Annotated in this window: 19 protein-coding genes; 6 read left to right on the forward strand and 13 right to left on the reverse strand. The window is 56.0% G+C overall.

What is annotated here, in order from left to right; genetic code table 11:
• Positions 1 to 56: 56 nt before the first annotated feature.
• The 8 genes from nudK to AC6I8K_RS13600 all read right to left on the reverse strand — a co-directional run bounded on the left by nudK (position 57) and on the right by AC6I8K_RS13600 (position 7,329).
• Positions 57 to 635 (reverse strand): GDP-mannose pyrophosphatase NudK, encoded by a 579-nt coding sequence (gene nudK, locus AC6I8K_RS13565; RefSeq protein ID WP_064739501.1) that lies wholly within the window; start codon positions 633 to 635, stop codon positions 57 to 59.
• A 220-nt stretch (positions 636 to 855) separates the two neighbouring features.
• Positions 856 to 1,440, reverse strand: a complete 585-nt coding sequence (gene napC / locus AC6I8K_RS13570) for a cytochrome c-type protein NapC (protein ID WP_064739502.1) — start codon at positions 1,438 to 1,440, stop codon at positions 856 to 858.
• 7 nt (positions 1,441 to 1,447) lie between these two features.
• The gene (gene napB / locus AC6I8K_RS13575; RefSeq protein WP_064739503.1) at positions 1,448 to 1,879 is read right to left on the reverse strand and encodes a nitrate reductase cytochrome c-type subunit; all 432 of its coding nucleotides are present in this window, start codon (positions 1,877 to 1,879) and stop codon (positions 1,448 to 1,450) included.
• An 11-nt stretch (positions 1,880 to 1,890) separates the two neighbouring features.
• Positions 1,891 to 4,377: a nitrate reductase catalytic subunit NapA gene (gene napA / locus AC6I8K_RS13580; RefSeq protein ID WP_483817857.1), complete on the reverse strand. Its 2,487-nt coding sequence runs from the start codon at positions 4,375 to 4,377 to the stop codon at positions 1,891 to 1,893.
• Entirely contained in the window at positions 4,374 to 4,652 is a 279-nt protein-coding gene (locus AC6I8K_RS13585; RefSeq protein WP_483817858.1) for a chaperone NapD, read from the reverse strand. The genes napA and AC6I8K_RS13585 overlap by 4 nt, the downstream gene beginning before the upstream one ends.
• A complete protein-coding gene (napF, locus tag AC6I8K_RS13590) occupies positions 4,642 to 5,112 on the reverse strand; it encodes a ferredoxin-type protein NapF (RefSeq protein ID WP_483817859.1) in 471 nt (156 codons plus the stop codon). Before napF ends, AC6I8K_RS13585 begins: the two co-directional genes overlap by 11 nt.
• A 163-nt stretch (positions 5,113 to 5,275) precedes the next feature.
• On the reverse strand, positions 5,276 to 6,778 hold the full coding sequence (ansP, locus tag AC6I8K_RS13595; protein WP_064739507.1) for an L-asparagine permease: 1,503 nt from the start codon (positions 6,776 to 6,778) through the stop codon (positions 5,276 to 5,278).
• A 278-nt stretch (positions 6,779 to 7,056) separates the two neighbouring features.
• A complete protein-coding gene (locus AC6I8K_RS13600) occupies positions 7,057 to 7,329 on the reverse strand; it encodes a YdgH/BhsA/McbA-like domain containing protein (protein WP_064739508.1) in 273 nt (90 codons plus the stop codon).
• Between the two features lie 243 nt (positions 7,330 to 7,572).
• Between AC6I8K_RS13600 and narQ the strand changes: the two genes are divergently transcribed.
• The 3 genes from narQ to acrD all read left to right on the forward strand — a co-directional run bounded on the left by narQ (position 7,573) and on the right by acrD (position 13,368).
• The gene (narQ, locus tag AC6I8K_RS13605) at positions 7,573 to 9,261 is read left to right on the forward strand and encodes a nitrate/nitrite two-component system sensor histidine kinase NarQ (protein WP_483817860.1); all 1,689 of its coding nucleotides are present in this window, start codon (positions 7,573 to 7,575) and stop codon (positions 9,259 to 9,261) included.
• 163 nt (positions 9,262 to 9,424) lie between these two features.
• The gene (locus AC6I8K_RS13610; RefSeq protein ID WP_064739510.1) at positions 9,425 to 10,057 is read left to right on the forward strand and encodes a response regulator; all 633 of its coding nucleotides are present in this window, start codon (positions 9,425 to 9,427) and stop codon (positions 10,055 to 10,057) included.
• A gap of 194 nt (positions 10,058 to 10,251) precedes the next feature.
• Positions 10,252 to 13,368, forward strand: a complete 3,117-nt coding sequence (gene acrD, locus AC6I8K_RS13615) for a multidrug efflux RND transporter permease AcrD (RefSeq protein ID WP_483815942.1) — start codon at positions 10,252 to 10,254, stop codon at positions 13,366 to 13,368.
• 177 nt (positions 13,369 to 13,545) lie between these two features.
• Here acrD and ypfM read toward each other — a convergent pair whose 3' ends face one another.
• On the reverse strand, positions 13,546 to 13,605 hold the full coding sequence (gene ypfM, locus AC6I8K_RS13620; RefSeq protein ID WP_137386901.1) for a protein YpfM: 60 nt from the start codon (positions 13,603 to 13,605) through the stop codon (positions 13,546 to 13,548).
• Between the two features lie 404 nt (positions 13,606 to 14,009).
• Between ypfM and AC6I8K_RS13625 the strand changes: the two genes are divergently transcribed.
• From AC6I8K_RS13625 to AC6I8K_RS13635, 3 genes are read left to right on the forward strand one after another with little or no spacing between them, the layout of a single operon-like run.
• Positions 14,010 to 14,378: an ArsC family reductase gene (locus AC6I8K_RS13625; RefSeq protein ID WP_497826897.1), complete on the forward strand. Its 369-nt coding sequence runs from the start codon at positions 14,010 to 14,012 to the stop codon at positions 14,376 to 14,378.
• 1 nt (position 14,379) lies between these two features.
• Positions 14,380 to 15,507, forward strand: coding sequence for a succinyl-diaminopimelate desuccinylase (gene dapE, locus AC6I8K_RS13630; RefSeq protein WP_222233788.1), 1,128 nt, complete (start codon positions 14,380 to 14,382; stop codon positions 15,505 to 15,507).
• Between the two features lie 21 nt (positions 15,508 to 15,528).
• Positions 15,529 to 15,717, forward strand: a complete 189-nt coding sequence (locus tag AC6I8K_RS13635) for a YpfN family protein (RefSeq protein WP_007884817.1) — start codon at positions 15,529 to 15,531, stop codon at positions 15,715 to 15,717.
• Positions 15,718 to 15,801: 84 nt separating this feature from the next.
• On the opposite strand, the gene ypfH is transcribed toward AC6I8K_RS13635, so the two are convergent.
• The 4 genes from ypfH to purC form a co-directional block, all read right to left on the reverse strand.
• Positions 15,802 to 16,497, reverse strand: a complete 696-nt coding sequence (ypfH, locus tag AC6I8K_RS13640; protein ID WP_497826898.1) for an esterase — start codon at positions 16,495 to 16,497, stop codon at positions 15,802 to 15,804.
• Between the two features lie 73 nt (positions 16,498 to 16,570).
• The gene (locus tag AC6I8K_RS13645; protein ID WP_497827250.1) at positions 16,571 to 18,529 is read right to left on the reverse strand and encodes a tRNA(Met) cytidine acetyltransferase TmcA; all 1,959 of its coding nucleotides are present in this window, start codon (positions 18,527 to 18,529) and stop codon (positions 16,571 to 16,573) included.
• Entirely contained in the window at positions 18,529 to 19,398 is an 870-nt protein-coding gene (gene ypfJ / locus AC6I8K_RS13650) for a KPN_02809 family neutral zinc metallopeptidase (RefSeq protein WP_483815946.1), read from the reverse strand. Before ypfJ ends, AC6I8K_RS13645 begins: the two co-directional genes overlap by 1 nt.
• A 166-nt stretch (positions 19,399 to 19,564) precedes the next feature.
• Positions 19,565 to 20,278 (reverse strand): phosphoribosylaminoimidazolesuccinocarboxamide synthase, encoded by a 714-nt coding sequence (gene purC / locus AC6I8K_RS13655; RefSeq protein ID WP_064739684.1) that lies wholly within the window; start codon positions 20,276 to 20,278, stop codon positions 19,565 to 19,567.
• Between the last annotated feature and the right edge of the window lie 80 nt (positions 20,279 to 20,358).

Below are 20,358 nucleotides of genomic sequence, written 5' to 3' on the forward strand. Positions count from 1 at the left end.
CCTACGATTAAAACGCCCACGCTGTAGGGTCGCCATTCATGGCGACCAAGCCAGAATTACGCCTGCAACCAACCGGCGATCTGCGCGTGCTGCAGCAGCATAATGGCTTTACCGTCGCGGATACGACCATCTTTCACCATCGCCAATGCTTCAGGGAAACTCAGCTCCAGCACGGTAATCTCTTCATCCTCAACGCCGCCGCCGTTATTTGCGCGCTGCGCATCGCTGTATTCCGCCGCGAAGAAGTGAATCAGCTCCGTCACGCCGCCCGGTGACATATAAGCTTCGAAAATCTTCTCCACTTTGCCTACCTGATAGCCGGTCTCTTCAATCGCTTCTTTGCGGATGCAATCTTCCGGCGAATCATCATCCAGCAGTCCTGCGCAGGTCTCAATCAGCTCGCCAGTTTCGTTGCCATTCACATAAGTGGCAATGCGGAACTGACGCACCAGCAAAACGCTATTTTTTTCAGTGTTATACAGCAGGATGGTGGCACCGTTGCCGCGATCATAGACTTCGCGCTTGTGGCGTATCACTTCGCCGTTATTGCGGGTGAGTTCGTAGGTGAAGTTGCGCAGTACAAACCAGTTCTCTGACAGCAACTTATCTTTGATGATGTTGATCTTTAACGACATAGCCGCTCCGCTGCTTATTTGAGGGAGCCTGAGATAATAGGCCGAAGCGGCAGGGAAAACTATCTGAATTGTGAGGTTGGGACGTTTGATAAAAACCAGGTCACCATAAATGGCGACCCTACATTGGGACGTTTGATAAAAACCAGGTCACCATAAATGGCGACCCTACGTTGAGACGTGCCCCGATGTAGGTCGCCATGCATGGCGACCGGTTTACCTATCAAAAACCGTTTGGCTGATCTTTCATATCCGGCAAATGGTGCGCGATGCCTTTGTGGCAATCGATACAGGTTTTCCCTTCCTCAATCGCTTTGCTGTGCATCCTGGCCGCCACGGTTTTCTGCGCGGTGAAATCCATATAATCGAAGTTGTGGCAGTTACGACACTCCTGCGAATTGTTGTTTTTCATCCTGCGCCACTCGTTTTGCGCCAGCTCAATACGGTGATCCTCGAACTTTTGCGGCGTATCAATGATGCCGAAAATTTTGGCATACACCTCTTTGCTCGCCTGGATCTTACGCAGCATTTTCGGGCCCCATTCATGCGGCACATGACAATCCGGGCAGGTGGCGCGTACGCCGCTGCGGTTGTTGTAATGCACCGTCTGCATATACTCCTGATAGACGTTATTGCGCATCTCATGGCAGCCGATGCAGAACTGCTCGCGGTTAGTCATCTCCATCGCGGTGTTAAAGCCGCCCCAGAAAATAATACCCGCGGCAAAACCGGCAATCAGCAAGGTGCCGAGCGCCAGGCGACTTGGACGTCGCCACCAGCGCCAGATGCGCAGAAGTTTCTCTTTCATCTTTTCCTCACTTACCGAAGCCGTCAGCCGGTTTGAAGGTGTTTTCCACCACCGGTTTGGCATCGGTTTGCGGCACATGACACTGCAGGCAGAAGTAGCGACGCGGCGACACGGTGCTGCTCACCAGACCATCGCGATCGGTGAAGTGCGTTGGGCTGACGCGCGGCGCGCCGGTGGTGAGATAGCTCTGCGTGCCGTGACACTGCAAGCAGCGATTCACGTTTTTCGTTACCTGATAGCCATCCACACTGTGCGGGATCACCGGCGGCTGGTTTACGTAGTTCAACGGCTTGCGGCTCTGCTCTTTGGGCTGATGAATGGTGCCCTGCTGCGTAGCCGTCACTTCCGGTGACTGATTAAGATCGACGCCGTTATTAGCGTAAACCGCGCCGCCCAGCATCAGGGCGGCCAAGGTAATGAGTGTGATTAAGGGTTTCATTGCATCCTGCCTTAAATTTTAACCAGCTTGACGGCGCATTTTTTGTAATCGGTCTGCTTCGACAGCGGATCGGTCGCGTCCAGCGTAACGTTGTTGGCCAGCACGCCCGCGTCAAAGAACGGCATGAACACCAGACCTTTTGGCGGCTGATTGCGACCGCGCGTTTCTACGGTGGCAATGGTTTCACCGCGGCGTGACACCACGCGGACCTTTTCACCGCGGCGGAAATCGCGATCTTTGGCATCAAGCGGATGGATATAGAGTAGCGCCTGCGGCACCGCGCGGTGCAGCTCCGGCACGCGACGCGTCATGGTACCGGTGTGCCAATGCTCCAGCACGCGACCGGTACAGAACCACAGGTCATACTCTTCATCCGGCGATTCGGCTGGCGCTTCGTAGGGCAGCGCGAAGATGGTCGCTTTGCCATCCGGCTTGCCGTAAAAACGCACGCCTTCACCGGCTTTAACGTAGCTGTCGTAACCTTCGCGATAGCGCCAGCGCGTCTCTTTGCCATCAACGACTGGCCAGCGTAAACCGCGCGCCTGGTGGTAGACATCGAACGGCGCGAGATCGTGACCGTGGCCGCGACCAAAGCTGGCGTACTCCTCGAACAAGCCTTTCTGAATATAGAAGCCGAACTCACGCGCTTCATCATTCAACTGGTCATCCGCCACTTCGCTCAGCGGGAACTGGTTGACCTGGCCGTTGGCGTACAGCACATCAAACAGCGTTTTGTCGCGCAGTTCAGGATGCTGCGCGAGTAGCGCTTCCGGCCACACTTCCGCCACCTTGAAACGTTTGGAGAAATTCACCAGCTGCCACAAATCGGATTTCGCATCGCCCGGCGCTTTCACCTGCTGATGCCAGAACTGGGTGCGACGCTCAGCGTTGCCGTAGGCGCCCTCTTTCTCTACCCACATCGCGGTTGGCAGAATCAGGTCAGCCGATAAAGCACTAACGGTTGGATAAGGATCGGACACCACGATAAAGTTGCGCTCATCGCGCCAGCCCGGCATCCGCTCCTGCGTCAGGTTTGGACCGGCCTGCATGTTGTTGTTACACATCACCCAATAGGCGTTGAGCTTGCCATCTTTCAACGCGCGATCCTGCGCGACCGCATGCAAACCAATTTTGGCCGGCACCGTGCCCTGCGGCAGCTTCCACAGTTTCTCCGCGGTGGCGCGGTGTTTGTCATTGTTGACCACCATGTCCGCCGGCAAACGGTGTGAGAACGTGCCGACTTCTCGCGCCGTACCGCACGCTGACGGCTGCCCCGTGAGCGAGAACGGACCGGTGCCCGGACGCGAAATTTTGCCGGTCAACAAATGCAGGTTGTAACACAGGTTGTTGGCCCACACGCCGCGCGTATGCTGGTTGAAGCCCATGGTCCAGTACGACACCACGTTAATTTTTGGGTCGGCATACAGCTCCGCCAGCGCGATCAGTTGATCTTTTTCCACGCCGCTCATGTCGCTGGCTTTTTCCACGCTGTACTCAGAGACAAACTTCGCAAACTCGTCGAAGCTCATCGGCGTGGATTCGCCGCTGTCCGGGTTCTTCGCCGAAGCCTGACGTGGATCGGTGGGACGCAAGCCGTAACCGATGTCAGTCACACCTTTGCGCAACGTTACGTGGTTCTGCAGGAAGGTTTTATCGACCTTGTTGTTCTGAATAATGTAGTTGGCGATGAAGTTGAGGATTGCCAGATCGCTCTGCGGCGTGAACACCATGCCGTTATCCGCCAGCTCAAAGCTGCGATGGCGATAGGTTGAAAGCACCGCGACTTTAACGTTTTCATTGCTGAGACGCCGCGCGGTAATGCGCGACCAGAGAATCGGGTGCATCTCGGCCATGTTCGAGCCCCACAACACGAACGCATCAGCCTGCTCGATATCGTCATAGCAGCCCATCGGTTCGTCCATGCCGAAGGTGCGCATAAAACCCACCACCGCTGACGCCATGCAGTGACGCGCATTCGGATCGAGGTTGTTGGTGCGGAAACCGGCTTTCATCAGCTTGGAAGCCGCATAGCCTTCCCATACCGTCCACTGCCCGGAACCGAACATACCGACCGAATCCGGACCGTTGGCTTTCAGCGCCGCTTTGAACTTCTCTTCCATGATGTCGAAGGCTTGATCCCAGCTGACTGGCGTGAACTCGCCCTCTTTAGCATATTTACCGTCGGTCATGCGCAGCAGCGGCTGCGTCAGGCGATCTTTTCCGTACATGATCTTCGGCAGGAAATAGCCTTTGATACAGTTCAGACCACGGTTCACTTCTGCCTGCGGATCGCCCTGCGACGCCACTACGCGGCCATCCTGGGTGCCAACCAGCACGCCACAGCCGGTGCCGCAGAAGCGGCACGGCGCTTTTTCCCAGCGAATCGGCGCAGCCAGCGAGGTCGCGGCTTGGGTGACGGTGGGAATGGTGAGTCCTGCAGCCGTTGCAGCAGCAGCCGCCGCATTGGCCTTCATAAAATCACGACGACTTATACTCATGATGCTTCCTTACAAGGTTCTTCAATTTCATCTTGCTGGTGATAAACCAGCGATACCGCCAACACACCAGCGATGTTGCGGGTCTCTTCAATATTGCGCAGCAGTGCAGCGCTATCTGCCGCACCGAGCGTCACGGCCAGCGTGCCGCGTGCGGCGTCTTCGGCTGCGATGTCGCAATCGGCAAAGGTCAGCAACGCACTTTTCACGGCGGGAATCGAGGCCGGTCGCGCCTGAATCACCAGGCCGCAGACGTGCCAACTGCTTTCATGGTTCATGGTGTAATCCTGTGGCTGAGACCGGACAAGGCGCGATGCATGCGCCGCAACCGGTGCAATGCTGCGGAAGGGTTTCAGGCTGAGCGATGCCGTTGGGCATCAGATGGAAACGGATAGCTTGCTGCTCACAACTCTCCTGACAGCTGCGGCAATTGACGCCGAGAAAAGTGATGCAGCGGTTGTCGATGCGAATGCGTTGTGGAAAAGGCTGGGTATCGCGCGCGTGAAACAGCGACTGCGGGCAGCTCTCCGCGCAGGCGCCGCAAAAAGTACATTCGCCCTGCAGAAAATCGAGCTGCGGCACTTCCCCCGTTCGCAGACGGATGATCTGCGTTTCGCAGGCCGCTACGCATTCACCACAACCATCACAGCCGTGTTCCCCTCGCCACCAGGGCAAAGCGATGCCGTCAGCAGACGCTACGCGCTGCCCGGTAAAGAGTTCACGTCGCGACAGCGCCATCGGTTCACCTTATACGGGGGAAAGAGAGATGGTGCGTAAAATAACCTGACGCTAATGAGGGCTATATCACCCCAAAGGGGTAAATCCCGACGTGGGATCAAGTGAAGGGGAATTGAAATAAAAACGGGGGCCAAAAGGCCCCCGCAGATGAGAATCGCTAAGATTAACGCGCGTTATCGTCCGCCAGCGTGTGCGGTGCATCATCCTCATCGTCAGCATGATGCTCATGCTCTTTCATCGCTTCGGCATTGACGCGTTTACGCACGCCAAACCAGCCCAGAACCAACACCACGGCAATCAGTGGAATCGACGCGATGGTATAAGTGCCGTTCGGATAGTCAAACGCCATCAACACCAATACGCTCACGAGGAACAGCAGCGTCAACCATGAGGTGAACGGTGCCCACGGCAGCTTGAAGCTGACATCTTCCGCTTTGCCTTCTTTGATCGCTTTACGCAGACGCATCTGGCACACCACGATAAAGCCCCACGACGAGATGATGCCGAGCGACGCCACGTTAAGTACGATTTCGAACACCTGCGACGGCACGTAGTAGTTCAGCACCACACCAATAACGTACACGGCGATGGTCACCAGAATGCCGGCAAACGGCACCTGCTGCTTGCTCATCTTCGACATGAACTGTGGCGCAGAGCCGCCCATCGACATCGAACGCAGAATTCGGCCAGTCGAGTAAAGGCCCGAGTTGAGGCTCGACAACGCGGCGCTCAGCACCACGATATTCATCACGCTACCAATATAAGGCACGCCCAGTTTGGAGAAGAAGGTCACGAACGGACTTTGCCCCGCCTGATAAGCATTCCACGGTAGCAGCAGCACCAGCAGCACCACGGAACCGACATAGAACAGGCCGATACGCCAGATCACGCTGTTGATGGCTTTTGGCAGCATGGTTTTAGGATCTTTACACTCCCCTGCCGCCGTGCCTACCAGCTCAATCGAGGCGAAGGCGAATACCACGCCCTGCACTAATACCAGCGCCGGCAGCAAGCCGTGGGGGAAGAAACCGCCGTTATCGGTGATCAGATGGAAGCCGGTGGTATTGCCGTCCAGCGGCTTGCCGCTGCCGAGGAACACCACGCCAACAATCAGAAACACCACAATCGCCAGCACTTTTACCAGCGCGAACCAGAACTCCATCTCGGCGAACCACTTCACGCCGATCATGTTCATGGTACCGACAATCGCCAGTGCGCCGAGGGCAAACACCCACTGCGGCACATCACCAAACGCGCCCCAATAGTGCATGTAAAGCGCTACGGCGGTGATATCGACGATACCGGTCATCGCCCAGTTAACGAAGTACATCCAGCCCGCCACATAAGACGCTTTTTCCCCAAGGAATTCACGTGCATAAGAAACAAAGCTGCCGCTGGAAGGACGGTGTAACACCAGTTCGCCCAACGCACGGAGGATAAAGAAGGAGAAGATACCGCACACCAGATAAACCAGCGCCAGTGCAGGACCGGCCATTTGCAGGCGCGCGCCAGCACCGAGGAACAGACCGGTACCGATAGCACCGCCGATGGCGATCATTTGTACCTGGCGATTACCCATTGCTTTGTGGTAACCGCTGTCGTGCGAGTTGAGCCAGCGTCTTTTCGCAGCGCGTTGTTCGGCTGCGGTTTTTTTAGTTGATTTCATAGCTATCCTGTTTGTCCTGACCATCAATCACCGCGTAACCAAACGATTGCGTATGGCGGTGCGAAATGGGGTAAAAACCCGGTGTCACGCAGCGGAACGATGTCGCGTGGCGGGGTGGGAATTTACGGCGATGAATCCTACCCGTTCTGCAAGAACGAAGCAAAAAATACCGCCAGGCTGCACAACATGAATTGTAATAATCCGTCGCGGTGCACAAAAAAACCGGCCAGAGGGCTGACCGGTAAAGGGATTGCTACAGGGATAACTACTGGAGGGAATTAACGGTAAATCTCTGCGGTGCCGCTCCACAGGCTGGAATCACCCGGGGTTTGCACGCCGATAACGCGATAGCTGCTGGCACCTTGCTCTTGCGCTTTTTGCGACAGATGGCGGGTTGCATCATCCAGCGAGCCGCGTACGCCGCTGATTGAAACTGTGCCCGCGCTTTGCAGGTTTTGCGCTTGTGCAGCGCTTAAAGGCTCAGCGGCCAACGTTGAGAAACTTGCGGTGGCCAGCAGTGCAGCAGTCAGAACGGCATAACGTGTCTTCATGTGATGCTCCTGTTGTCTTCCGTTAAGGGTTAAGCGTGACGAAACTTATTATCACGCAGGGAATGAAAACCAGGCTGAGCAAGCCGTAAAGCCGTTTAATAATTCGCCAGCTCATCACGGGTTATTTAGGGAAAGGTAAAGGGAAATGGATTTCTCTGTTAAAAGTAACTTGATGTGACGAGATCTAACTCGCCGTAAGCACACGGCTGCCTTATAATCCCCGCTCTTAAAAGGGTTATTACTGTGATTGTGAAACGTCCCGTTACGCGCACCATTGCTCGCGCACTCAGTGCGATCGTGCTGCTGTCGCTGTTGACCACCGGGCTGGCGTTGATGACGCTCTCCAGCAGCCTGCGCGATGCCGAAGCGGTGAATGTCGCTGGCTCTTTGCGCATGCAAATCTATCGTCTGGCGTGGGACAGCACGCGCGATCCACAGCAGTTGGAACATCATATGCAGCTCTACCGGCAAACGCTGGAATCGCCGGCGCTGCAGCATCTGGAGCGGGTGTGGGTGCCGGTTGAAGTGAGCAGCCGCTATCGCTATCTGCGTGACAGCTGGCCAATGCTGCAAGAGACTCTGCAGCCCGAACGGGCACAAATCTACCAGCAACGCGTCGCGGGTTACGTCAGCGAGATCGACCGCTTTGTGCTGGCATTGCAACATTACGCCGAGCTGAAAATGCATCTGGTGGCCGCCAGCAGTCTGTTTGGTTTTCTGGCGATCGTGGCGCTGGCGCTGTGGACCATTCTTTTTATCCGCCGCAACGTGGTGCGACCGCTCAACGCGCTGGTGACCGCCAGCCAATACGTTGAGCAGGCAAATTTCGCTTTTCCACCGTTGCCGGTGCAACAGCCGAACGAACTCGGTGTGCTGGCGCAAGCCTTTACTACCATGGCAGAACGGCTGCATTCGCATTATCGCCTGCTGGAGTGCGCGGTGCGCGAGAAAACTGAAGATCTCACTCAAGCCAATCGCACGCTATCCCTGCTGTATGAAAGCTCACAAATTCTCACCAGCAGCCCGCCCAATCCCGAACTGTTTCAGGGATTGCTGCGTCTGGTACAGCAGCGCGAAGCGCTGACGGTTTTGCACATTGCCAGCGAGGGTATTGAGTTTCAGGCCGGTGTGGCGGCGGATGATGTGAACTGGCAGCGTTTGCCGTTGATGCAGGAAGAGCAGCAACTGGGCGAGCTAAGCTGGCAAACTCGCCGCGCACCGCCTGCCGACGAACTGATGCAGAGCCTGGCGAATATGCTGGCGCGCGCCCTGTGGATTTGGCAGACGCAAAAGCAGTATCAGCAGATGCTATTAATAGAAGAGCGCGCCACCATTGCGCGTGAACTGCACGATTCGCTGGCGCAGTCGCTCTCTTTCCTGCGCATTCAGCTGACGCTGTTACGACGGAATGTCGATGAATCGCAACCGCAGGCGCTGGCGATTATCGCTGACTTTGATCGCGCGCTGGCCGAAGCGTATCAGCAACTGCGTGAACTGTTGACCACCTTCCGCCTGACTATTGAACAGGCCGATTTGGTGCAGGCGATGCAGGCGATGATTGCGCCGCTGCAGGAGCAGTCGCAGGCGGCAATCGACTTCAATTATCAGCCTGGTCTGCAGATGCTGGATGCCCAGCAGCAAGTACATGTGCTGCAGATTGCGCGCGAAGCGTTACTCAACGCGATTCGCCATGCGCAGGCGCAGAATATTCAGATTCACTATCAGCGTGTCGCTGATGAGGACCACTTGCTGACAATCGAAGACGATGGCTGTGGTATTAGCAGCCTCGAAGAGCCACCGGGACATTACGGTCTGACTATTATGGCGGAACGTGCCGCGCGGCTCTCCGGGACGATTTTGATTACCCCGCAGGCGCAAGGGACGCGCGTCACGCTGCGTTTTCCGCCCCGCCCGGTACATCGGCTGAATTAACAATGCACATGAGGTCGCCATAAATGGCGCCCCTACATTTATTGCGCTGGATTTTCGTAGGGTGCGCATTCATGCGCACCTGCATAGATACGCAATTAATTGCCTAAGTGAGCGGCATTACGCCATAAATGGCGCCCTTACGAAATTTGATACTGGAGATGTTATGGCTAACCCAACCCTAACCCTTATGATTGTTGACGATCATCCGCTGATGCGCCGTGGCATTCGCCAGTTGCTGGCACTGGAGCCTCGGCTGGAAGTGGTGGCCGAAGCCAATAACGGCACCGAAGCGCTGGCTGAAGCGCGTCGTTTGTCGCCAGATGTCATCCTGCTGGATCTCAACATGAAAGGCATGTCCGGGCTGGATACGCTAAAAGCGCTGCGCAACGAAGGCATCGCCGCGCGCATTCTGGTGTTAACCGTTTCCGACGCGCGCAATGATATTTATGCGATGGTGGATGCGGGTGCCGACGGCTACCTGCTGAAAGACAGCGAACCCGAACTGCTGCTCGCGCAAGTGATGCGCGGCGCTAAGGGTGAAAACGTGTTTAGCGAAGCGGTGAGCCATTATCTCGCTACGCGTCAGCCGACGTCGAATCCGTTCAAACAGCTGACCGAACGTGAACTGGATGTGCTGCAGGAAGTGGCGCGCGGCTTATCTAATAAAGAGATCGCCGCCACCTTGCATATCTCTGAAGAGACGGTAAAAGTGCACATTCGTAATCTGCTGCGCAAGTTGGATGTACGTTCGCGCGTTGCCGCCACGGTGTTGTGGCTAGAGAGCCGTCATGTGTAGTGGCGCACAAAAAACCGACACCATATTTACACTTTCTCCATAATTTACTCACGATTCTCTAATTTGTGCCGCGTAGAGTAACGGCAGCAGGAGTTTTCGAGAGAGCACCTTGCACTCCGCCAGCGTGACGCCGTCCGCGCATCGCGCTCATCATAATAAAAGTAAAAAATACGCAGTTGAGGAGTGTCGGTTCCATGTCGAATTTTTTTATCGACCGCCCTATTTTTGCCTGGGTGCTGTCTATTCTGCTCTGCCTATGCGGCACGCTGGCGATCATCTCGCTACCGATTGAGCAGTATCCTGACCTCGCGCCGCCTAACGTACGTATCACCGCCAATTATCCCGGCGCATCCGCGGAAACGCTGGAGAATACCGTTACGCAGGTTATCGAACAGAACATGACCGGCATCGATAATTTGATGTACATGTCCTCCAACAGCAGTAATACCGGCCAGGCACAAATCACCCTCACCTTTACCGCTGGCACCAATCCCGATGAAGCGCGCCAGCAGGTGCAAAACCAGCTGCAGAGTGCGCTGCGTAAATTGCCCGCTGCGGTACAGTCACAAGGCGTGACGGTTAATAAAACCGGTGATAGCAATATCCTGATGATTGCCTTTGTCTCGACCGACGGCAGTATGGACAAACAGGATATTTCAGATTATGTCGCCAGTAACATTCAGGATCCGCTCAGCCGTATTGATGGCGTCGGCCAGGTTGATGCTTACGGCTCGCAATATGCTATGCGCATCTGGCTCGATCCCAACAAGCTGATTGCCTACGCGCTGACCACCGAAGACGTGGTCAGCGCCATTGAATCGCAGAACGCCCAAGTGGCGGTCGGTCAAGTGGGTGGATTACCGTCGGTGGACAAGCAAGCGCTTAACGCCACGGTGAATGCGCAGTCAATGCTGCAAACCCCCGAGCAGTTCAAAGCAGTGACGCTGAAAACCAACAGCGACGGCTCGGTGGTGACGCTTGGCGATGTGGCGGATGTCGCGATGGGCGCGGAAAAATATGACTTCCTCAGCCGCTACAATGGCCAGGCGGCCTCCGGGCTCGGCATTAAGCTGGCTTCCGGCGCCAATGAGATGAACACCGACAAACTGGTGCGTGCGCGAATTGCTGAGCTGTCGCACTATTTCCCGCACGGGCTGGAAGCCAAAGTCGCCTATGAAACCACGCCGTTCGTTAAGGCCTCGATTAAAGACGTGGTGAAAACCCTGCTGGAAGCGATCCTGCTGGTGTTCCTGGTGATGTATCTGTTCCTGCAAAACTTCCGTGCCACGCTGATTCCGACCATTGCGGTGCCGGTGGTGCTGCTCGGCACCTTTGCAGTGCTGTATGCCTTTGGCTACAGCATCAACACCTTAACGATGTTCGCCATGGTGCTCGCCATCGGCTTGCTCGTGGATGACGCCATCGTGGTGGTAGAAAACGTCGAGCGCATTATGAGTGAGGAAGGTTTGTCGCCGCGCGCTGCCACGCGCAAATCGATGGGCCAGATTCAGGGCGCGCTGGTCGGCATTGCGCTGGTACTGTCGGCGGTGTTTGTGCCGATGGCCTTCTTCGGCGGCACCGTCGGTGCCATTTATCGTCAGTTCTCGATCACTATCGTTTCGGCAATGGTGCTTTCAGTATTAGTCGCGATGATTCTGACGCCCGCGCTCTGTTCCACGCTGCTGAAACCGCTGGAGCAAGGACATCATCACGGCCGTCGTGGTTTCTTCGGCTGGTTTAACCGTACCTTCAACGCCAGCGCCGAACGCTATGAACGTGGCGTCGCCAAAATTTTACGCAAAGGCGGCCGCTGGCTGCTGCTCTATCTCGCCATTATCGGCCTGATGGCGTTCCTGTTTATCCGTCTGCCCACTTCGTTCCTGCCGCTGGAGGATCGCGGCGTGTTCCTGACGCAGGTGCAACTACCCGCCGGCTCAACGCTGCAACAAACCTCGGACGTGGTGGCGAAGGTCGAGAATTACTATATGACCCAGGAGAAAGACAATGTGGTCTCGGTATTCTCTACTATCGGTGCTGGCCCCGGCGGCAACGGGCAGAACGTGGCGCGTCTGTTCGTGCGCCTGAAAGATTGGGAAGCGCGTCCGGGCAGTGATCGCACCTCCTTCGCTATCATTGAGCGCGCGACCAAAGCCTTCCATAAGATCAACGAAGCGCGCGTTATCGCCAGCAGTCCACCAGCGATTACCGGCATGGGCAGCTCGTCGGGCTTCGATATGGAGCTGCAGGATCACGGCGGCATCGGCCATACGCAATTAATGGCGATGCGCGATAAATTACTGGAGCTGGCTGACAGCAATCCGGCGCTGTCGCGCGTGCGTCACAACGGCCTCGACGACAGTCCGCAGTTGCAGATTGATGTCGATCAGCGCAAAGCACAGGCACTTGGGGTGTCGCTGGATACCATCAATGACACCTTAACCACCGCGTGGGGCTCAACCTACGTCAATGACTTCCTCGATCGCGGCCGCGTCAAGAAAGTCTACGTACAGGCTGCCGCCGCATTCCGCATGCTGCCGGAAGACGTGAATAAATGGTACGTGCGCAACAACAGCGGCGGTATGGTGCCGTTCTCCGCGTTCGCCACCAGTCACTGGCAAACCGGTTCACCGCGTCTGGAGCGTTATAACGGTTACTCTGCACTGGAGATTGTGGGTGAAGCGGCGAACGGTGTCAGCAGCGGTACGGCGATGGATGTGATGGAAAAACTGGTGGGGCAACTGCCGCTTGGCGTCGGCTTCCAGTGGACTGGTGCATCTTATCAGGAGCGCTTGTCCGGTTCGCAGGCGCCGGCGCTGTACGCCATTTCGCTGCTGGTGGTGTTCCTGTGCCTCGCGGCATTGTACGAGAGCTGGTCAATTCCGTTCTCCGTAATGCTGGTGGTGCCACTCGGTGTAGTCGGCGCGCTGGTGGCAACCTGGATGCGCGGGCTGGAAAACGATGTCTATTTCCAGGTTGGCTTGCTAACGGTAATCGGGTTGTCGGCGAAGAATGCCATTTTGATTGTGGAGTTTGCCAATGAGATCAACAGCAAAGGTCGCGAACTGCTGGAATCGACGCTGGAAGCCTCTCGTCAGCGTCTGCGCCCGATATTGATGACCTCACTGGCATTTATCTTCGGCGTGCTGCCAATGGCCATCAGCAGCGGCGCCGGTTCCGGCAGCCAGCACGCGGTGGGCACTGGCGTGATGGGCGGGATGATCTCGGCCACCGTGCTGGCGATCTTCTTCGTCCCGCTGTTCTTTGTGGTGGTGCGTCGCCGCTTCCCGCTGAAGGAGAAGCCGCACGATTAACCTGCCATTCCGCACCGTGCAATATGAAAGAATGTAGGGTCGCCATTTATGGCGACCGTTTTAAAGCCGCGGTGACGACGTAATAAAAAAGCCGCCATAGCATGCCAGGCGGCTTTATTGTTGTGTGTGGTAAGAATTACAGCAAGTTGGGAAATGCCCTGCTTTTCTCTTCACGCGTTACTTACGTAACATCGCTTCGATGAATTCTTTCCAGTTTCCCATTTCGGTGTCGACCATAAAACCCTCTCTTATTGTAGCGGCAATTCTACGCCGTTTTTTTCTACAGGTGAATACGTTTCCACCTGTTATCACTATCGGCAAAAGTAGTCGAAAACTGTAATTTACTGAAATTGCGTACTGACGCACATTTCAGCAACCCTATAATGCGTCAGGAAAAAAGCCAACCTTAAATCGGGTAGCAGAAATTGGCACTTAGGATAATCCTTAGTGGCCTGATGATGCCGCTGGCAATAATTCGATGCTTAAGTGAAAGCGTTTCCCGGTCCTAAGTAATAAAATTTATAACGGCAAATTCGTCATGAAAAAACGTGAATAAGCCAGGCTTTCGCCGCCAGCGCTCACAGCCCTTAGAGCGCTGTGGTAAACTCGCGCTTTATTTTTTTATAAAACGGGAATAAGCGATGACAGCGCAGTGGGTGATGTACGGAATTAAAAATTGCGACACGATTAAAAAAGCACGCAACGCTTTAGCAGCTTCCGGCATTGACTATCGTTTTCATGATTATCGCGTGGATGGCATTGAGGACGTGCTGCTGCAATCTTTCATTGATCAGCTCGGTTATGAGGCACTGCTCAACACGCGCGGCACCACCTGGCGCAAGCTGCCGGATGAGGAACGCGCGGCGGTAACCGATGCGGCCAGCGCTAAAGCGGTCATGCTCGCGCAGCCGGCTATCATCAAACGCCCTGTACTGGCCGCGCCGAATGGCGATCTGCTGGTCGGCTTCAACGATTCCCTTTATTCCGCCTTTATCCAGGAGAAGTCATAACATGTTCTGTCCGGTTATTGAGCTGGCTCAGCAGCTTATCCGTCGCCCGTCTCTCAGCCCGGATGATGCCGGTTGTCAGGCGCTGCTGATTACGCGCCTGGAAGCCATCGGCTTCACTGTCGAGCCGATGCATATTGGCGATACGCTGAACTTTTGGGCCACGCGCGGCCAGGGCGAGACGCTGGCGTTTGCCGGTCATACCGATGTGGTACCGCCTGGCGACGCCAATCGCTGGATCAGCCCGCCATTTGAACCAAGCATCCGCGACGGCATGCTGTTTGGCCGCGGTGCCGCTGACATGAAAGGCTCGCTGGCGGCGATGGTGGTGGCAGCCGAGCGCTTTGTTGCCGCCAATCCGCAGCATAAAGGTCGTCTGGCATTCCTGATTACCTCTGATGAAGAAGCCAGCGCGGTTAACGGTACGGTGAAAGTGGTTGAGCGCCTGATGGCGCGCAACGAACGCATGGATTATTGCCTGGTTGGCGAACCGTCAAGCACCGAAATCGTTGGCGACGTGGTGAAGAATGGCCGTCGTGGTTCGATGACCGCCAATCTGACTCTTCACGGCGTACAAGGCCATGTAGCCTATCCGCATCTGGCGGATAATCCTGTGCATCGCGCCATGCCAGCGCTAAATGAGCTGGTAGAAACGGTGTGGGATGAAGGCAATGAATTCTTCCCGCCGACCAGCATGCAGATCGCCAATGTGCAGGCCGGTACCGGCAGTAATAATGTGATTCCTGGCGAATTCTTTGTGCAGTTCAACTTCCGTTTCAGCACACAGTTGACCGATCAGATGATCAAAGATCGCGTCGCTGAACTGCTCGATCGTCATCAGCTGCGCTATACGCTGGAGTGGAATGTTTCCGGTCAACCGTTCCTGACTTCACGCGGCAAGCTGGTTGATGCCGTGGTGAACGCTGTGGCGCACTATAATGAGATTAAGCCGCAGTTGCTCACCACCGGCGGCACCTCCGATGGGCGCTTTATTGCGCGTATGGGTGCACAAGTGGTGGAGCTCGGCCCGGTGAACGCCACCATTCATAAGATCAATGAGTGCGTGAAAGCGTCAGATTTGCAAATGCTGAGCCGTATGTATCAGCGCATCATGGAACAGCTGATCGCCTAAGCGCGCAGAAGGAGAAAGGGGATGGAATTCTTTAAAGAGTACTGGTGGATCCTGGTGATCCTGCTGATGGTTGGTATTTTAATGAACGTTTATAAAGACCTAAAACGTATCGACCATAAAAAATTCATGGACAACAAACCGACGTTGCCGCCACATCGTGACTTTAACGATAAATGGGATGACGAAGAGGATTGGCCTAAGAAGAAATAACGCGAGTTAAAATCCATTCTGTAGGGTCGTAATTTATGGCGACCCATTCAAGGGACGCATGAATGCGTCCCTTACGTTTTGCCGCTACATCATCATCACTACATCATCATCGCCGGGCCTGGCGCCGCTCAGCGCTTCATCGAAGTAACGACGCGGCACGGTATAACGCAGATGATTCAGCGCCAGCTCCATGCTGCGATCGTCTATCGCGTGCGGTAAATCTTCGACCACATCCAGCGTCACATCGCCGCCCAATGACAGCAGACGTTGCCTCGCCTCTTGCGCATGCTGCAGCGGAATCTGTTCGTCGTCATCACCGTGAATCAGATGGATGGTGTTGCGCGTGGTGGCGCGCAGCGGCAGCGTGGCATAGCGGCTGCTAAACACAATTGCGCGTCCCGCCAGATCCGGCTGCGCTTTCATGCCTTCCAACACCATGGTACCGCCCTGCGAAAAGCCGACCAGCGCAGTGGCTTCTGCGCGCACGCCGCTCTCCTGCTGCCAGTGGCGTACCGATTCCACGAATTCTGGCATTATCGCATCCACGCCCTGCTGCTCAGAACGATCGTGCGCCGGAATATCGGCAAACCATTGACGACCTTGCGGCAAGCTGCCGGCGTAAGGTGCGCCAACCGAAATCACCAGCGCTTGCGGAAACGCTTTCGCGAACCAGCTGCCAATCTGCGCCATCGAATCCGGATTATCGTTTACGCCGTGATACAGCAGGAACAGCTGCGCCGCACTGCTGGGTTGCTGAACAATTACATATCGTAGTGCCATAAGATCCTCCTCAAATCACTATACGCCGCTGCTGGCACAGAGATATCGGGAAAATTTGAACGAGATAATGCATTTATTGCAATGAGCGGAGCCGCTGTGCCGCATCGGGATCGAAATGAACCAGTGCTGCGGCAGCCTCCGATCGCAGCTGGTGCATCAAGGCTTTACGCCCGCTGAGACCGGCATTTTGCGCTGCGCTCGTCAGCGTCTGTTTTTGTAGCAGGATGGCGTTCAACAACGGTGAAGGAGATTGGCGCACCAGGCGCTGTAACACCGCGTAGCTGGCTTCGAAGGGACGTTGCGCCCAGGCAAAACCGACCAGCAGCGTTAAATCCTCGTCATTTAGCTGCTGGCTGGCATCGCTGGCCAGCGCTAACGGCAGCTCAATGATATCTTGCAGCCACCGCCAATCACGTGCCAGGCGCTGTGCTGCCTGCTGTTGTAACGCTTCACCTTCCGCAGATATTGCCAGCATCGCCATCGCGGCATAACAGCCACTGCTGGCTTCACGTTGCGAGCCGATGCGCACCAGCGTAAAACCGCAGGCGCGCCAGAAGTGCCACAAGGATTCGGTATAGCCGAAACTGACGGAGAGATAATCCCAGCCCTGCGCCTGCTGATGCGCCGTTGCCACCAGCGCTTTGCCGATACCACGCAGGCGCTGTGCAGCCTGCACCGCAATCCGACTCATACGCAGTGAGCGCAGCGTCGCCGCCTCGACGAAACCGGCATGTGCCGCCAGCGATTGCGCCACCAGATTGCCACGCGGACGGCGATGACCGGCCCACACCGCGTGGGCCAATGTCGGGTCCAATCCGCCCTCTTCCACCAGCCATAGCGCGCCGGTTATCTGTTCAGATTCACCCGCCAACCAGAAGCGCATGCCGGGCGCATCCAGCATACGCCGTAAATCCAGAGGTGATGTGCGATAGTGCGCACTGGCGAGCAGCCGATAACCCGCTTCCAGCGCCGGTAAATTATGCTCAGGCGTTGCCGGATAAATCGCGATCTCACTGCTTACGCGGCTCTCCTGCGCATCTTCAAACAGCAATGCCTGGCTGAGCCACTGCTCGAGCGGATCGTTCGGCGACCAGCGCAACGGCTCATCGAGCTGGAAGTAGCGCACATCGGGCAAGGTGGCGCAAAAGCGCAGCATAAAGCCGCGTCCGGTACCTTCGTACCCTTGCACGGTGGTGGTAAGCAGCACGCGCGGGAAACGTTGCACCAGTTGTTGCAGGACGGGCGAGGGAATAGCAGCCGCTTCATCAACGATCAGCCACTGCGGCTGTGGTACCTGTTCCTGCGCGAGAATGGCATCGGGTGCCATGAAACTGAAATGCTCACCGGCAAACGCCGCCAAAACTGCCGTGGAGACTTTGGCCGGTGCCGTGACTAAACAGTGCTGATTACGCCGCGCCAGCATGCCGGCCAACGCGGACTTGCCGCGGCCGCGCGCAGCGGTAATTATCGCAACGCCTTGCGGCATCGCTGCGAGCTGTTCAAGTATTTGCGTTTGCTGCTGCGGCGCCCGGCAGCACCAATCGGGCAGATGCGTTTCCACGGGATTGCGAACAGCTTGCTGCTGACGCAGCAACATCACCTGCGAGTCTTGCAGCATTAGCGATTGCAGATGATGGATAAAATGTGGTGTCGCGATCGGCTCGGCGACATCCGCCCAGCGCAGGCTGTCGGCATCGGTTTGCCTGGGCCAGCTTTCCCAATCAGGCGTTAACAGGAATAACCAACTGCCCGCGCGTAAGGTGCCGGCCAGCGCCGCGAAGGCATCGGCGTGAAAACCGCTGCGGGCATCGAATATCGCATGCTGGAATTCACGCCCCAGCAAGGTACGTAAGGCCGAGGGTGCGACCGCACGTGGGAAATCTGCGCTGTCACTCACCGTCAGCCAGTCGCCAGGCAGCGCAGTGTGCCAACGTGTGGCTTGCTGCAGCGCCCAATTGGCCTCCCCCGCGACAACGCAAAGGCGGCGAATGCCTGCACGCTGCATCGCCGCCGTCTGTTCAATCAAAGAGATCACTTGCTAGCAAAAGTATTGCACTGGCCGGGATCGCCGCTATCGAAACCGCGCTTCAGCCAGGTATAACGCTGCTGAGAGGTGCCGTGCGTGAAGCTGTCCGGCACCACGCGGCCCTGACCTTTCTGCTGCAGACGATCATCGCCAATCGCTTCCGCCGCATTGAGCGCTTCCTGCAGATCGCCCACCTCCAGAATGTTTTGCTGTTCCATGTAATGGCCCCAAACGCCGGCGAAGCAGTCCGCCTGCAGCTCCATTTTCACCGACAGCTGGTTCACCTGCGCCTGGCTCGCGCCCTGTTGCATCTGGCGTACTTTTGGCTCGATGCCCAGCAGTTTTTGTACGTGATGCCCTACTTCGTGGGCGATCACATAGCCTTGGGCAAAATCACCGCCCGCGCCGAGTTTGGTTTTCATATCATCGTAAAACGACAAATCGATATACACGGTTTGATCGGCAGGACAGTAAAACGGTCCCATCGCCGATTGTCCGGTGCCGCAGTTGGTGCGCGTTGCACCGCGATACATCACCAGTTTCGGTGGCACGTACTGTTTGTTCATCTGCTGGAACAGCTTGCTCCAGGTATCTTCCGTGGTCGCCAGAATCACTGAGGTGAATTTGGCATCTTCATTACTCTGCGCGGTGTTCACCTGACGCTGCTGCGAAGTTGGCGCGACACCCCCGCCGCCTTCCAGCAGTGCGGTGAGGTCGTAGCCGTAGTAGCCTGCAACGGCGACCACCACCAGCAAGATGAGGCCGCCTTTGCCGCGTGGAATGCGGATTTGCCGTCCACCGCCGCCGCCAAGGCCCGGTGAATCATTGCGTCGATCTTCTACATTGTCGCTTTCACGACGCCCTTGCCAGCGCATGGCCTACTCCTTTAAACATGATTTGGCATGATTTTAGTTGGCGGCAGCAGGAAGCACCAGCATTGTGGTTACATAACACCGTAGGGTCGTCATTAATGACGACCTCTATTACGGGCATAAAAAAAGGTCGTCATAAATGACGACCCTACAAGATAGATGGACAGATTTAATCCAGCTTCACACCCAAACGCTGTGCGACTTCTTCGTACGCTTCAACCAGGCCGCCGAGGCTCTGACGGAAACGGTCTTTGTCCATTTTGTCCATGGTGTTTTTGTCCCACAGACGCGCGCCATCTGGCGAGAACTCATCGCCCAGCACCACTTCGCCGTTGAACAGACCAAATTCCAGCTTGAAGTCGACCAGGATCAAACCTGCGTCATCAAACAGCTTGCTCAGCACATCATTGGCTTTAAAGGTCAGCTCTTGCATGCGCGCCAGGTTCGCTTTACTTACCCAGCCGAAAGTTTCGCAATAGGATTCGTTCACCATTGGGTCGTGTTTGGCGTCATCTTTCAGGAAGAGATCAAACAGCGGTGGATTGAGCACAATGCCCTCTTCCACGCCCAGACGTTTTACCAGCGATCCTGCCGCACGGTTGCGTACCACGCACTCCACCGGCACCATCTCCAGCTTTTTCACCAGCGCTTCGTTATCCGACAGCAGCGCTTCCATCTGGGTCGGAATGCCCGCTTCCTGCAATTTGGTCATGATGAAATGGTTAAACTTGTTGTTTACCATTCCTTTGCGATCAAACTGCTCGATTCGTGCACCGTCTCCTGCTGACGTATCGTTGCGGAATTCAAGTATCAGCAGATCCGGATTATCGGTGCTGTATACGGTTTTCGCTTTACCGCGATACAACTCAGCTCGCTTTTGCATCTTGTTAACTCCAAACATGAAAGAACCCGTGTTCAGCGGTGTTTTACCGCGCACCGACTGCATGACGCAATCGTTTACTT

The organism is Pantoea sp. X-Soil-ISGK-421, from assembly GCF_059730785.1.

Bases quoted from the DNA above. Each gene is read 5' to 3' on its own strand.
- nudK (WP_064739501.1), bottom strand. From the start codon at position 635: ATGTCGTTAAAGATCAACATCATCAAAGATAAGTTGCTGTCAGAGAAC.
- napC (WP_064739502.1), bottom strand. From the start codon at position 1,440: ATGAAAGAGAAACTTCTGCGCATCTGGCGCTGGTGGCGACGTCCAAGT.
- napB (WP_064739503.1), bottom strand. From the start codon at position 1,879: ATGAAACCCTTAATCACACTCATTACCTTGGCCGCCCTGATGCTGGGC.
- napA (WP_483817857.1), bottom strand. From the start codon at position 4,377: ATGAGTATAAGTCGTCGTGATTTTATGAAGGCCAATGCGGCGGCTGCT.
- AC6I8K_RS13585 (WP_483817858.1), bottom strand. From the start codon at position 4,652: ATGAACCATGAAAGCAGTTGGCACGTCTGCGGCCTGGTGATTCAGGCG.
- napF (WP_483817859.1), bottom strand. From the start codon at position 5,112: ATGGCGCTGTCGCGACGTGAACTCTTTACCGGGCAGCGCGTAGCGTCT.
- ansP (WP_064739507.1), bottom strand. From the start codon at position 6,778: ATGAAATCAACTAAAAAAACCGCAGCCGAACAACGCGCTGCGAAAAGA.
- AC6I8K_RS13600 (WP_064739508.1), bottom strand. From the start codon at position 7,329: ATGAAGACACGTTATGCCGTTCTGACTGCTGCACTGCTGGCCACCGCA.
- AC6I8K_RS13610 (WP_064739510.1), top strand. From the start codon at position 9,425: ATGGCTAACCCAACCCTAACCCTTATGATTGTTGACGATCATCCGCTG.
- acrD (WP_483815942.1), top strand. From the start codon at position 10,252: ATGTCGAATTTTTTTATCGACCGCCCTATTTTTGCCTGGGTGCTGTCT.
- AC6I8K_RS13625 (WP_497826897.1), top strand. From the start codon at position 14,010: ATGACAGCGCAGTGGGTGATGTACGGAATTAAAAATTGCGACACGATT.
- dapE (WP_222233788.1), top strand. From the start codon at position 14,380: ATGTTCTGTCCGGTTATTGAGCTGGCTCAGCAGCTTATCCGTCGCCCG.
- AC6I8K_RS13635 (WP_007884817.1), top strand. From the start codon at position 15,529: ATGGAATTCTTTAAAGAGTACTGGTGGATCCTGGTGATCCTGCTGATG.
- ypfH (WP_497826898.1), bottom strand. From the start codon at position 16,497: ATGGCACTACGATATGTAATTGTTCAGCAACCCAGCAGTGCGGCGCAG.
- ypfJ (WP_483815946.1), bottom strand. From the start codon at position 19,398: ATGCGCTGGCAAGGGCGTCGTGAAAGCGACAATGTAGAAGATCGACGC.
- purC (WP_064739684.1), bottom strand. From the start codon at position 20,278: ATGCAAAAGCGAGCTGAGTTGTATCGCGGTAAAGCGAAAACCGTATAC.